Annotated in this window: 9 protein-coding genes; 8 read left to right on the forward strand and 1 reads right to left on the reverse strand. The window is 41.7% G+C overall.

The window, feature by feature from the left end; all coding sequences use genetic code 11:
- Positions 1–36 precede the first annotated feature (36 nt).
- The 6 genes from ATG70_RS03930 to ATG70_RS03955 all read left to right on the forward strand — a co-directional run bounded on the left by ATG70_RS03930 (position 37) and on the right by ATG70_RS03955 (position 9214).
- Positions 37–1197, forward strand: coding sequence for an exonuclease SbcCD subunit D (locus tag ATG70_RS03930; protein WP_098443065.1), 1161 nt, complete (start codon positions 37–39; stop codon positions 1195–1197).
- 15 nt (positions 1198–1212) lie between these two features.
- On the forward strand, positions 1213–4560 hold the full coding sequence (locus ATG70_RS03935; protein ID WP_098443066.1) for an AAA family ATPase: 3348 nt from the start codon (positions 1213–1215) through the stop codon (positions 4558–4560).
- Positions 4561–4865: 305 nt separating this feature from the next.
- On the forward strand, positions 4866–5516 hold the full coding sequence (locus tag ATG70_RS03940; protein WP_098443067.1) for a hypothetical protein: 651 nt from the start codon (positions 4866–4868) through the stop codon (positions 5514–5516).
- Positions 5517–5539: 23 nt separating this feature from the next.
- Entirely contained in the window at positions 5540–6715 is a 1176-nt protein-coding gene (locus tag ATG70_RS03945; RefSeq protein ID WP_098443068.1) for an efflux RND transporter periplasmic adaptor subunit, read from the forward strand.
- A gap of 129 nt (positions 6716–6844) precedes the next feature.
- Positions 6845–7720 carry a fumarylacetoacetate hydrolase family protein gene (locus ATG70_RS03950; RefSeq protein WP_098443069.1) on the forward strand — a complete coding sequence of 292 codons (876 nt, stop codon included), beginning with the start codon at positions 6845–6847 and terminating at the stop codon, positions 7718–7720.
- Positions 7721–7789: 69 nt separating this feature from the next.
- The gene (locus ATG70_RS03955) at positions 7790–9214 is read left to right on the forward strand and encodes an NAD-dependent succinate-semialdehyde dehydrogenase (RefSeq protein ID WP_098443070.1); all 1425 of its coding nucleotides are present in this window, start codon (positions 7790–7792) and stop codon (positions 9212–9214) included.
- 45 nt (positions 9215–9259) lie between these two features.
- Here the strand turns inward: ATG70_RS03955 and ATG70_RS03960 are convergent, their stop codons facing one another.
- On the reverse strand, positions 9260–10456 hold the full coding sequence (locus ATG70_RS03960; RefSeq protein WP_098445708.1) for an ornithine--oxo-acid transaminase: 1197 nt from the start codon (positions 10454–10456) through the stop codon (positions 9260–9262).
- Between the two features lie 169 nt (positions 10457–10625).
- Here ATG70_RS03960 and ATG70_RS03965 point away from each other — a divergent pair, with 169 nt between their 5' ends.
- Positions 10626–10976, forward strand: a complete 351-nt coding sequence (locus ATG70_RS03965; RefSeq protein WP_098443071.1) for a DUF1516 family protein — start codon at positions 10626–10628, stop codon at positions 10974–10976.
- Positions 10977–11163: 187 nt separating this feature from the next.
- A complete protein-coding gene (locus ATG70_RS03970) occupies positions 11164–14022 on the forward strand; it encodes an EAL domain-containing protein (protein WP_098443072.1) in 2859 nt (952 codons plus the stop codon).
- The last annotated feature ends 24 nt before the right edge of the window (positions 14023–14046 follow it).

Consider the following 14046-nt stretch of genomic DNA (forward strand, 5'->3'; position numbering starts at 1 on the left):
TTCATTTCAAAAATAAAACGATAAGGAGTGAGAAACATGAAATTGCTTCATACCGCTGACTGGCATCTTGGCAAAACATTAGAAGGTAGAAGCCGCCTTCCTGAACAGCGAGCGTTTCTTGAAGAGCTTCAAATGATTGCAGATGAAGAAAATGTAGACGCGATTTTAATGGCTGGTGACGTGTTTGATACAGTCAACCCCCCAGCAGCCGCAGAAACCCTTTTTTATGAAGCTGCTGTGAAATTAACAAGCAGAGGCGAGCGTCCACTTATTATTATTTCGGGCAACCACGACAATCCAGAACGGTTATCGGCTTCACGTCCACTAGCTCATACAAGTGGCATCACGATTATTGGCTTTCCAACAATAGATCCGGTTGAAATAACGGTTCGAAATGGACAAAAGCTTTCGATCGCGGCTCTTCCTTATCCGTCGGAATCCCGATTAAATGAATGTTTAACAGAAGGCCAGGAAGAAGATGCACTCCAGCTCGCTTATGACGATCGCGTAAAAAAACTATTTAGCGATTTATCTGAGGCAGGTGGTGAGGATGCTGTTCATATTGCGATGAGTCACATTTACGTAGCTGGAAGCCGTGAAAGTGATTCAGAAAGGCCGATTCAAGTTGGCGGAGCTTATACCGTGTCTGCCAATTCCTTGCCAGAACAAGCGCAGTACGTGGCGCTTGGGCATTTGCACCGCCCTCAGACGATTACGAAAGGTTCCGCCCTTGCCCGCTATTCAGGCTCTCCTCTCGCATATAGCTTTTCGGAGGCCAATCAAGCCAAATCAGTAACGATAATTGATGTTGAGCCGGATGGACTAGCTCACATTAGTGAAATTCCGTTACAGTCTGGAAAACCCCTTGTGCGCTGGGTTGCAGATGAGGGAATCGAACAAGTCTATACATGGTTAGAAGAAGGAAAAGACGAGGAAGCATGGATCGATCTCGAAGTGCATTTAAACGATACGCTTTCCATTGAAGAAATCCATCGTCTTCGCAGTCAACATAAAGGCTTTATACATATTAGACCCGTTTTTAAAAAGAAAGAAGAACAGCGTGAAGTGTCGTATGCGAATTTACCAATAGAAGAGCTTTTTAAACGGTTTTATGAAAAGCAAACAGATGGTGCTGTCCCAGATGATGAACTTGTCCAGCTTTTTCTAGATTTATCACAGTCAGAGGAAGAGGAGTAAGAGAGGAGTGAGAAAATGAGACCAATTACATTGTCCGTTTCAGGACTGCATAGTTTTCGTGAAAAACAAGAAATTGACTTTGAAACGCTTTGTCAGGGAGGGATTTTCGGGATTTTTGGCCCAACTGGTAGTGGGAAATCCTCTCTTCTTGATGCGATGACGCTTGCTCTTTACGGCAAAGTTGAACGGGCAACAAATAATACCCAGGGGATTATGAACCACGCGGAAGACACCTTATCTGTGTCATTTACGTTTGCACTGAGTGACTTACGCTATCGCGTAGAACGTACGTATAAAAGGTCAGGCGATGTATCCATTCGCTCTGCTAATTCTCGTCTTATCGAAATCGGTGAAGAGAATACGGTACTAGCAGATAAAGACCGCGATGTTTCTCAAAAAATCCAGGAAATTCTCGGATTAACAATTGATGATTTCACTCGCGCTGTTGTTCTACCTCAAGGGAAATTTGCGGAGTTTTTATCACTCAAAGGAACAGAAAGAAGGCAGATGCTCCAGCGCCTTTTTCAGCTTGAAAAATATGGTGATCAGTTTAACCGTCGATTAAAATCACGAGTGGATGAGAAAAAACATCAATTAAATGAAGTATCCGCGGAGCAAACTGGCCTTGGCGATGCCTCAAAAGAATTTCTTAAAGAAGCTAAGAATGCTGTGGATATCGCTGATAAAGCAGCTCAAAAAGCGAAAGAAGACCTCATTTCAGCTGATAAGCAAAAAGAACACGTGATAGAAATCTGGAACCTTCAACAACAGCTTGCGGACCTCCAAGCTAAGAAAAACACGCTTTCAGAAGGCCAGGCTGAAATCGATGCAATTGAAGAAAAGATCGCCCAAGCAACGGCGGCTGCACAAATAAAACCCTATTTAGATGCGGTTGAAGCGACTGAGAAAGAAGTGCAGGATGCAAAGCTTCGTTACGAAGAGACGAAACGTGTATTAGAAGAAATGAAGTCCTTCTTTCAAACAACGAAAAAAGCTTACGAGGAAGAACGATCGAACAAGGAGAAGCAAGAGCCGCTTCTTATTAAACAAATTAATGATCTTGAGCGAGGCTTGGCTCTTGAAAAAGAAATCAATCAGCTTACCAAACAGTTAAAGGATATTGAACAGCAATCTACCCGACATGACAAAGAAGCGAAAGCGGCTGAAGAGGAAACGTCAAAAGCGCAACAAGATTTAAAGAAAGCGCGGACGCTTCAGTCTGATTTAAATGAAGAACTTACAAGTCTCCAGGTCACCCCAGAAAAACGAAAGAAAATGGGAAGAGCACAAAGCTTAAAGCAGGAGTTTGAGTCGCTCAGTAAACAGCTTGAATCGGCTAAGATTGAAGAAAAAAAGCAGGACAATGAACAAAAGCGACTGCAGCCTCTTTACGAGGAAACCGTAAAAAATCTGAATGAAATGAGAGAGCGGTATACAGGTTATTACCAAGCTGTGCTTTCAACTTACCATGCCGTTTCTTCCCACAAATTAACGCTCGAACAGCACATTCGAACGGTTCAAGAGGAAGTCGAACATAACGAGCGTAAACTAGACGAAAGTCGAGCGCATGCCATTGCGATTCGGCTTGCAAAAGGGTTAGGAGAAGGCGACGCGTGCCCTGTTTGTGGAGCGAAGGAACACGTTCATCTGGCAGATGGAGAAGATCATACAGCGGAAATCAAAGATCTCCTACAGCAAAAGGAACAAACGCGTGAAACGTTAAAAGATAAGCTCCAATCAGCGAAGCAGCTTCAGTATCAGCTAGAACAAATGTCTGATGCGATGATAGCGCAAGAAGAAGGGTTTAACGTTCAGAAGGACTTGAACGAAGTGAAGCGTAACTTTTCAGTAGAAGAAATTCTTACTGAGATGAAGTCCCTTGCTCAAGATGTACGTGAATTAGAAGAGAAAGTGAAGCTTTTAGGGAAGAACATTCAAGAGAAGCAGTCAAAAGTTTCTGAGTATGCGTATCAGCTGACGCAAGTTCAGAACGAGCTTCAATCCAAGACCGAGAAACGAATGGATCTAAGCAAAGAAACGGCATCGATTGAGGAAACCATTCAGAAAGAATTATCTCTTTCAGTTCACCAGATTGAAGCGGAAGTGGTTCATATTGAAAAAATGGATCAACAAGCAGACGTGATTCGTGAAAGACTTTCGAAAAGTGGGCCATATATTGAAGCCAAGGAACAACGTCTTCAGGAGCTTCAGGAAAAGATGCAGCAGTATTCTGTCCGAAAGGTAGAGTTAACAAGCTCGATTCATCAACTATCTGAACAAATGAAAAAAGCGGATGCAGATTATATTGCGATTGTCGGAAATACGTCGGCTCAAGAAGGTTTAACGCAAGTAAATAAGCAGCTAAATGAGATTCGTCAGGCTGAAAAAAGTTCGCTCGAGCAACTGCAACATGCACAAGAACGCTACCAGCAAGCTGAAAGACGTGCAGCTGCTGATGAAAACTATAATAACGATGCGCAACTTCGTTTAAAGAAGGCTATCGAAACCTATGAAGCGGCTGAAGCATCTTCTATATTCGAAAATCGAACTCAGATTCGAAATGCTGAAGTATCGCAGGAACAGAAACTTAATTGGGAAAAGCGTGTGGAAGCGTATCGGAATGAATGGAAGCAAACGGAGTACTCAATCGGTGAGCTTAACAAAAAGCTTGCGGGAAGAACGATCTCAGAAGATCATTACAACGAAACGATCCAGCACGCAACAAGAGCAAACGAAGTTCGAGAAGAAGCGCTCTCTCAATTTGCGGCAGCACGTCACCATCTCGATGATGTGACAAAGCGACATGACCGTTATATGGAACTCGAAACGATGCGAAAAACAGTCAGTGAAGAACTCGAAAAGCTTGGTAAGCTTCAAACAGTTTTCCGAGCAAATAGTTTTGTTGAATTTATTGCATCTGAACAGCTCGAACAAGTGAGTCTCGACGCCTCACAAAAACTTGGTGATCTAACCTCCCAAAGGTATGCGATTGAGGTTGATTCAGCTGGAGGTTTCTTAATTCGAGATGATGCGAATGGAGGAGTGAAGCGACCTGTTTCCACCTTATCTGGAGGCGAAACGTTCTTAACCTCTCTTGCGCTCGCACTTGCTCTCTCTGGACAAATCCAACTAAGGGGAGCGCATCCACTGCAATTTTTCTTCCTGGACGAAGGGTTTGGTACATTGGACGAATCGCTGCTAGATACGGTGATTACGGCGCTTGAAAAGTTACAAAACGAGAGTTTATCCGTGGGTGTCATCAGTCACGTTCCAGAACTTAGGGCAAGACTGCCGAGAAAAGTGATTGTCTCTCCTTCAGAACCATCTGGTCGAGGAAGTCGAATCGAAATGGAATCGTTGTAAGTGCAGGTATGGTTGCGAGAATAATTCTTGTTAGCCAATAAATTGGGATTATAGCTAAAATATTTCGAATATGGCCAATAAAAAGGAAAAATGGCCAACTTATCAAGATTTTAGCCAATAAAGTGCCATCCCACCCACATCGGTACTAGTCTATAGCATAGGTATGTCTAGGTGCGTCTAAACAGAGAGAAAACATGTCCTTTAGACATGTTTTCTCTTTTTTTCTTGAAAGATACTGTCAAAATACGAGAGTTTATGTAAAAATATGAATAGTAGTTGAGGTAACTTACATAGGAGGAACATGGATGTCGCATTCTATGAGACTAGTTTTAGGAAGTTTTAAACCTTATTCACACTTTCGACCACTTCATTCAGCCTATCGGTTGAAAGGGTCATGGTGGCGCTTAATTTTACTCGCTATTTTTTCTTTTCTAATTGTTGGGATTACATCATTTATGAACATTAAATATGCTGGAGAAATGCCAGAATATACGGGTATTGCCCCTGACGAGCGTATACTTTTTGTCCTCAGTGAAGTCATCACAGATGGTTTGCTTGGTGTTCTGACACTAATCGTCATTGTGGTAGGAGGTGCGCTACTATACTGGCCGTTTTTTCAGCAAGTTGGCTTCAAAAGACTTGCTTACATACATAGCTATGTTGTCTTTATTCTTTTAATCGGTATGCTTCTTCAGCTACCCTTTATCCCATTTCTTCATGAACCGTCGCTCATTTCCCCGTATAGTCTAGGTGTTTACGTTGATTTGTTAACAAACATTCCATTCTGGCTGTATTTCAGCTATAGTTTGTCGCTATTTCTTGCATGGGGCACGTTTGTTCAGTATGCGGCAATTAGGCAGAGTACTACGGTGTCCAGAGGATACGCTCTTTTCTGGATTATCATTTTGAACGTATTTATGGTTGCGATCACGGCTTATATGAGAACGGCATTTTAATGAAAAAGTTGGAGGGTCAATCTGTGAAACGTAAGTCACTGTGGATTAGTATTAGCGTTACGCTTGTTATACTTCTTTTTATTACTGCGAACACGCTGATCATACAGAGTGTTATTGCAGGAGAGAAGAAGCTTGAGACCGTTACGGTAAAAGGGAAGACGTATCAGGAACTTTCAACTTTTGAAGGGGTCCTTATTCCAGAATTAGAGGAATCCTATTATTATCAATCATCTCGAGGGGATATCTCGAATGTGCTCGTAAAAGAAGGAGACGATGTCTCTATAGGTACGTCCCTGTTTGAATATGATGAAGGGGAGGTCGTTAATGTATCTGATTTGAAAGCACAAGTGAACAAGGCGGAAACAGCTGTTTCTGTCCTTGATGATCAGCTAAGTGACCTTGCTGTTCAGTCATCGAGAATTGAATCGAACGAGGATCTAGAAGATGAGCAAAAGCTTCAATTACAGTTGGATGTCGAAGAACAAATAAGAGATACGGAGTATAAGAAAAGACTTGCAGAGCTTGATGTGAAAGAGTTGGAGCGCCAAATTGCTGAAGTAGATACTGAAAAAGTAGAATTATCCGTTGATTCAACGCTTGATGGAACGGTGGAGCAAGTAAACCGGACACCAGAAGACGGGGAGAGCGTCGTAACGCTATTGTCAAACAAGCTAACTGTTCAAGGTTCGGTTAATGAATTGAACTATCCGACGCTAGCTGTGGATCAGGAAGTTGTTATACGTTCAGGCGCTTATCCAGGACAACCAGCAACGGGCAGGCTGACAATACTAGAAAATCGACCTTATGAAGTGGATGAAGAGACGGGTCTCAGTATGTATCATTTTAACGTTATGTTAAATGAGGAAAGTGAAATGAAGGCAGGTACGCACGTGGTCATTGACATCCCTCTTCATCAAAATAACAATGCTCCTTCAGTCCCAAAAGGAAGTATAATTGTAAAAGATGATAAGAGCTATGTTGTTGTCTATGAAGAAGAGAAGCTTCATTTAAGAAAAGTAGAGCAAGGCCGAATAGAAGGTGGCAAGGTTGAAATTCTTTCAGGTCTTCAGCTAAAGGAAAAAGTGTTAACTAAGCCTAGAGAAGCTTTTACTGAATTGCTTTCTGAGAAGGATGAGCTGGAGAAAGACCAAAAAGACCAAGATGAAAATCCAGAGATGGATACCGAAAGCAAAGGATAACGGAAAGACCTGTCGCGCGACAGGTCTTTTTTGTATGTCGACATAAAGTTATCAAACAATTCATGAAACAGTGCAGTGTTCATGTCATAATAGATTTAAGCGTTTTAAAGCAAAGGAGAGGTTAGTGTTATGAAGTTTGTTTCATTTAAGGACAAGAAAGCAGTTGGATTTGGAATTTTAGATGAAAAAAATCAGCAAATTATTAATCTAAAAACGTATTTTCACGACCAAGGTCTAGACATACCTGACCTGCGAATGTTTATCCACTATGGGGAACTTCATTTGGATGACATTACCGAATTTTCAGCTCAGTATAACGTTTTAGTCGAAGATGTGGAGATCATAGCTCCTATCATGAAACCCGCCAAAAATATCGTTTGTGTCGGAAAAAATTATCGCGACCATGCTATTGAAATGGGGAGTGAGAAAGACATTCCAAAGCATCCAATGATTTTTACGAAAGCGCCGACAACCGTTAGCAACCCGGACCAAGTATTAACATTTGAACGTGAGCTAGCTGAAGCGCTTGACTATGAGGGAGAACTTGCGATTGTGATCGGTAAGGAGGGAAAAGGAATTAACATGAATGAAGCCATGGAATACGTTTTCGGCTATACGATTATCAATGATCTTACAGCGAGGGACCTACAAAAAAAGCATGGTCAATTTTTTGTAGGGAAAAGTCTTGATCAGTCCTGCCCAATGGGTCCTGCTATTGTACATAAATCTTCCTTAGTCGATCCTCATCAATTAACGATTGTCACGAAAGTAAATGGAGATGTGAGACAAAATGGCAGCACGTCTGATTTCATTTTCAATATTCCTGAGCTGATCCACGTTCTCTCGAAGGGCATGACGTTAGAGCCTGGTGATATCATCGCAACCGGAACACCGGCTGGGGTAGGCAAGGGATTCAATCCGCCTAAATATTTAGGAGATGGAGACGTCATCGAAATAGACATAGAAGGAATCGGCACTTTACGTAATGAAATAAGTATAAGATAACGTTCTCGTGTTTAATTTATTCTCAAAAAAGGAATTGTTATCCAGAGAACCGACTAGGAGGGCTAGCAAATGGAAAAGTTTCATTACATTAATGGTGAGTGGACAGGTCAGGATCTAGAAAAGCTTGAAGTGAACAACCCTGCAACTGGAGAACTCGTTGGTACTGTTCCGGTAGGTGGTAAATCGGAAACGAAGAAGGCAATTGACGCTGCACACCAGGCATTTCCAGCATGGTCAAGCCTCACTGCTTATGAGCGGTCATCCTACTTAAAGAAACTCCATAGTCTTATGATGGATCATGAAGCTGAACTAGCTGAGCTGATGACGCTTGAGATGGGGAAGCCGCTTCATGAATCAAAAGGGGAAGTAGCGTATTCCGCTTCTTTCGTTGAATGGTTTGCAGAAGAAGGGAAGCGTGTATATGGGCGAACAATTCCTCCACACAAAGAAGGGCGCATGATGGAAGTCCGCAAACAGCCGGTAGGTGTTGTCGGTGCGATAACACCATGGAACTTTCCGGCAGCAATGATTGCGCGGAAACTTGCGCCAGCTTTAGCTGCTGGGTGTACGTTTGTCGTTAAGCCACCTTCTGCAACGCCACTAACGGCCGTAAGACTTGTAGAACTTTGTGAAGAAGCAGGAATACCAAAAGGGGTTGTTAACCTCGTTACGGGAAAATCTTCTGAAGTTGCAGGCGAGCTCATGAGTAACCCCCACGTTCGTAAAATGACGTTTACAGGATCAACTGAGGTCGGTAAGAAATTGATGGAACAGGCTGCAGAAACGGTGAAAAATATTTCACTTGAACTTGGTGGCCATGCCCCAATTATTGTTCTGGATGATGCGGATATTGATAAAGCGGTAGAAGGCGTGATTGCGTCGAAATTTCGAAATGGCGGTCAAACGTGCATTTGCGGTAATCGCGTTTACGTACAAGAAAGAATTTACGATGAGTTTATTTCAAAGTTCGCTGATAAAACGAAAGATCTTAAGGTAGGAAACGGATTGGAAAAAGGTACAGACATTGGTCCAATGATTGATAAAGATGGTTACGAAAAAGTTGAAAAGCACGTCCAAAATGCGCTTAGTCAAGGTGCTGAATGCGTCGTTGGTGGAGAAGGATATGAAGAGAACGGCTCCTATTTCTACCGTCCAACAATATTGAAAGATGTAACGCCTGGCATGCTCATTATGAATGAAGAAACGTTTGGACCGGTTGCACCGATTCAAAAGGTGAACACGGATGATGAAGCGATTAAATATGCGAACCAAACACCATTTGGTTTAGCGGCATACGTCTTTAGTGAAAGCGTTCGAAGAGGAAATCATGTGGTTAATGCGCTTGATTATGGAATTGTTGGCTGGAATGACGGCGTGCCGTCAGCTGCACAGGCTCCGTTTGGTGGCATGAAGCAAAGTGGCATTGGTCGTGAAGGCGGTCATGAAGGGATAGAGGCGTATCTTGAAACAAAATACGTTTCGATCGGATTATAGAATAGTAGAAAGCCTCGCTAAATTTAGCGAGGCTTTTCTTTATTGCTATTGTACAGATAATACTTCAGTAATTTGTTCGATTGCCCAGTTTAGGTCATCTTCACTAATGATTAGCGGAGGAGCAAATCGAATGACGGTTTCGTGCGTTTCTTTACACAGTAAGCCTTTTTCTTTTAGCTTCTCGCAATATGGACGAGCTGCTTCATGAAGTTCAACACCTATGAAAAGACCGCGGCCGCGCACTTCTTTAATGAGAGGATTGTTGATGGCTTTCAATTTATCTTGAAAGTAGTTTCCTAGTTCAAGAGAGCGATCGGCAAGCTTTTCATCTTCGAGAACTTCTAATGACGCAACCGATACGGCACACGCCAGTGGATTTCCTCCAAATGTTGATCCGTGTGAGCCAGGAGTAAATACGCCGAGTACTTCTTCGTTTGCTGCTACACACGAGATTGGAAATACACCGCCTCCAAGTGCCTTACCTAGAATGTACATATCAGGTTCAACGTTATCCCAATCACATGCAAAGCGCTTACCAGATCGACACAGTCCGGCTTGAATTTCGTCCGCAACGAATAGAACGCGCTGCTCTTTACAATAGTCATACGCTTCTTTAAGGAAGCCTTCAGGAGGAATGTTAATACCAGCTTCGCCCTGAATCGGTTCAAATAAGAAGCCCGCTGTATTTGGCGTGATTGCTTTTTTCAATGCCTCAAGATCACCGTATGGAATCAATTTAATTCCTGGAAGCATCGGTCCAAATCCACGCTGGTATTCTTCTTCAGAAGAAAGGGAGACAGCTGTCATTGTACGACCGTGGAAGTTACCTTCACAGGCAATGATTTCTGCTTTATCTTTCTCGACGCCCTTCACTTCGTAAGCCCAACGGCGCATGGCTTTTACAGCCGTCTCCACTGCCTCTGCACCCGTATTCATTGGAAGGATCATCTCTTTGTTCGTAAATTCAGAAACTTTTTGATAAAAAGGAGCCAGTTGATCGTTATGGAAAGCACGAGAAGTTAATGTCACGCGATCAGCCTGATCTTTCAAGGCCTGAATAATCTTTGGATGTCTGTGTCCCTGGTTAACTGCAGAATAAGCACTAAGCATATCCATATAACGATTACCTTCAGGATCTTTAACCCAAACACCCTCTGCTTCTGCAATAACAATTGGCAGTGGATGATAATTGTGTGCACCGTATTGCTCTGTCATTTGGATAATGTCTTTTGTTTGTACCATATTACCTTTCACTCCCATTCGTTTAATTCTTGCTTCCTTTCTAGTATAACAATGAAATCGTTTTCTTCCTATCATTTGAGGAAAATTAGGAAGGATGTTCCATTCTCTGCTCAGAACGGTTTTTCGTGATATGATGAGTAAGATACTGTGGTAAAAGGAGAGATCATGAATGCTACATGCCCATTATACGGCCTGGGGGTTAACACTTATTCTTTTTCTTGTAAGCTACTTTTTAATGAGAGCTGGAAAAGGAAAAGCGCAAAATAAAATCCATCTGGTTCTTCGGATATTTTATATTCTTACAGTCATTACGGGAATGTTCCTTGTAGTAGGTTATCAATTTTGGGGTCCTTCAATTGTAAAAGGTGTGGTTGCGCTTTGGCTCATTTTTACAATGGAAATGATTCTTGTAAGAGGAAAAAAAGAAAAAATCATTTGGCCATTTTGGCTTCAATTTATGTTCGCTTTTCTCCTCGTTGTTTTTTATGGGTATTCTGTACTGCATCTTTATCAGCTATAAGTCCTAAAACCACCTCATTATAGGTGGTTTTTTTCTATTAAACGTTTCATTTATTTGTGCCGATATAGGAAGTAGGGTAGATTGGCATATTTCTGGAATAGATGTATTCGTACATTCTAGTTTTTGATATTATAGACATAATAAAAACTTTCGAATTAAAGGCATTGAAGGATGAGGTGTGAAAAGCTTGAGAACATTTTCAGTTAAGGTCACTCACAAAGAAAACCTGCGCGAATATATGGTGAATCACTCGGAATTGTTTCAGGCGCATGCCGTATTCGTTCAACTATATAGTTTTTCGCATAACAAAGAGCGTGCGGCTGGTGTTGCACAGACGATAACGACTTTTTTACCTCATGCCGTGCTAATTGGGACCACCGCGGAAGGCGCATTTTATGAGAGTAACTCGGTAACAGAAGGCATTCTGGTTTCTTTCACAACGTTTGACAATGCGGAAGTGAAACCATTTGTGATTGAAAGTTCCACTTTGCATAAACCGTTTGAAGGGGATTCAAATGAACTTGTCATTTTATTTAATAGTGGAATCGATGATCACACTGTTTTAACAATGATGGGAAAAACACCCTTCATTGGTGGTAAAGCTTCTGGAATGAACCAGACTTCCTTCATAGTAGCAGGTCAGCAAATTCTATCAAAAGGAATCGTAGGGGCCCGCATAAGTGGACAGAACTTGCATACAAAAGTTTATGAGGAAACCTTTTGGAAACCAGCAGGACGATCGTTCGAGGTTACAAAAGCGCTTGGATCCCGTCTTTTTGAAATAGAAGGTCTTTCTTCACTAGCGTTCTATGAGAAGTATGTAGGATACGATATGGCGAAACGGCTACCTGAATCGTCCGCTCATGTGCCTTTGCTTCACTTACTAAATGGAAAAGAAACGCCAATTTCCGTTTTAAAGAAACATCGAGATGGTTCTGTGACGATAAACGCGTTTCTTGCTAAAGGATCGAAACTACAGTTTTCTTATGGAGACGCCACGCAAATGGCCCACTCTTATGAGCGAATTCAAAAACACGCTGAAATGGATGGCTTAGAAAGTCTCTTTTCTTTCTCATCTGCTTCGCTTCCGAAGCTTTTTGCAAACGGATTTGTTCGTTATTTTGATAGTCTAGAGGAACTTTGCACACTTACATCTGTTTTGCTTGAATCTGAATATTACTCAGATGGCACTGATTTTCACTACGAAGAGAACAGGATGGTCTTTGCGCACTTCAACGAAAAAGATGTCAAACAAAAAGCTGTAAGGCATCTACCATTACACAATCAGGAGATGAATGACTTGGATGGTTTAATGGCACTATCACATTTAATTAAAGCTTCCACAGAAGAGTTAGAGACGTTAAACACCAATCTTCAGCAGTCAGAGCAGCGCTTTAAATCTCTGTTTGAACAAAACCCGAATCTTGTTTATTCTGTTGATGTATACGGTAAAATTACGAGTGTCAACCCGGCACTAAAATCGTTACTTGGATATACTTCTGAAGAAGTGATGAGTAAGCATTCCCTTCAGTTTGTCTCTTCTGAAGATGTCCAAATGACAAGAGAAAAATTTTATCAAACGTTCCAGGGGATGGCTCAAACGTATGATGCTCATCTTGTTCATAAATCCGGAGTCAGTGTGTTATTTACCATTACAAATATCCCGATCATTGTAAATGGAGAAATTACAGGTGCGTACGGAATTGCCAAAAATATTATGAATCAGCGAAAGGCTGAAGAGAAAATTGCTCATCTTGCGTATTACGATGTTCTTACAGAGCTACCTAATCGCCTATTGTTTGAGAAATTATTAAATGAATCATTAAAGAATGAAGAAGAAAAACTAGCTGTGATGTTCATCGATCTTGATCGGTTTAAGTTAATCAATGATAGCCTTGGTCATCAGCGCGGAGACCAAATTCTAAAACAAGTAACCTTACGTATAAAGGAAGCTATTAAAGATGACGCCGTTCTTGCTAGGTTTGGTGGGGACGAATTTACCGTTCTCCTTCCAGGACTTACGTGTGAAAAGGATGCGTTAATGCTCGCAAAACGTGTTGTTGATCATCTAAAACAGCCAATTCTCTTTGATGATGTGGAGTACTTCATGACAGTTGGCATCGGGATTAGTCTGTTTCCACTTGATGGACAGGATTTGGATACGCTCATGAAAAATGCTTATATCGCCTTGGATCGAGCCAAACAACAGGGTGCTAACTATATTGAGTTTTATACAGATGAAATGACAGATGAAGCTTTTGAGCGTTTAGAACTAGAAAGTTACTTACGAAGAGCGCTTGAGAAAGAAGAGCTAACATTATTCTACCAACCTCAAGTGAACCTTGATGAAAAGAAAATTTATGCTTGTGAAGCTTTGATTCGCTGGAATCATCCGAAGCTAGGTCTCGTTTCGCCAGCTCAATTTATACCGCTCGCAGAAGAAACTGGTTTGATTGAAGAAATTGGCATTTGGGTGTTAAATGAAGCGTGCATGCAAACGAGCCGGTGGCAGGCGCTTGGATACGACGATTTATCTATTAGTGTTAACGTGTCTGGTCGACAGTTCCAGAGTGAGCGATTCGTTGAATCCGTTAGAGAAGCTTTAAGAGCTTCAGGACTCTTGCCTCATTCGTTACATCTAGAAGTAACGGAGAGCACAACGCTTGTGAATACCGATTACAGTATTTCGATGTTGAACGAATTACGAGGAATGGGTATTAAAGTTTCGATTGATGATTTTGGTACTGGTTACTCTTCTCTTAGTTACTTAAAGGATTTTCCGCTTGATATCCTAAAAATAGATCAATCCTTTATTCGAAACCTTCAAGAAAATAATGCAGATGCTGCCATCGTAAAAGCTGTGATCACAATGTGCGAAGGGTTGAATTTGTCAATCGTGGCAGAAGGAATTGAAACGAAAGAGCAGGGAGACATTATTCGAAGTTTTGGCTGTAATTTTGCTCAAGGATTTTTCTATAGTAAACCTTTAAATAAGGACCGTTTTGAAAAGCTTCTTCTATCAAAACGCTTCCCGCTAGCAACGTAAGAAAGATCGACCCACTGTGGTCGG

Origin of the sequence: Bacillus sp. es.036, assembly GCF_002563635.1 — a bacterium.
Classification (GTDB): domain Bacteria; phylum Bacillota; class Bacilli; order Bacillales; family Guptibacillaceae; genus Guptibacillus.

What these genes read in the sequence shown, in the direction of transcription:
- ATG70_RS03940 (WP_098443067.1), top strand. Translation starts at nt 4,866, where the DNA reads ATGTCGCATTCTATGAGACTAGTTTTAGGAAGTTTTAAACCTTATTCA.
- ATG70_RS03930 (WP_098443065.1), top strand. Translation starts at nt 37, where the DNA reads ATGAAATTGCTTCATACCGCTGACTGGCATCTTGGCAAAACATTAGAA.
- ATG70_RS03955 (WP_098443070.1), top strand. Translation starts at nt 7,790, where the DNA reads ATGGAAAAGTTTCATTACATTAATGGTGAGTGGACAGGTCAGGATCTA.
- ATG70_RS03950 (WP_098443069.1), top strand. Translation starts at nt 6,845, where the DNA reads ATGAAGTTTGTTTCATTTAAGGACAAGAAAGCAGTTGGATTTGGAATT.
- ATG70_RS03935 (WP_098443066.1), top strand. Translation starts at nt 1,213, where the DNA reads ATGAGACCAATTACATTGTCCGTTTCAGGACTGCATAGTTTTCGTGAA.
- ATG70_RS03965 (WP_098443071.1), top strand. Translation starts at nt 10,626, where the DNA reads ATGCTACATGCCCATTATACGGCCTGGGGGTTAACACTTATTCTTTTT.
- ATG70_RS03960 (WP_098445708.1), bottom strand. Translation starts at nt 10,456, where the DNA reads ATGGTACAAACAAAAGACATTATCCAAATGACAGAGCAATACGGTGCA.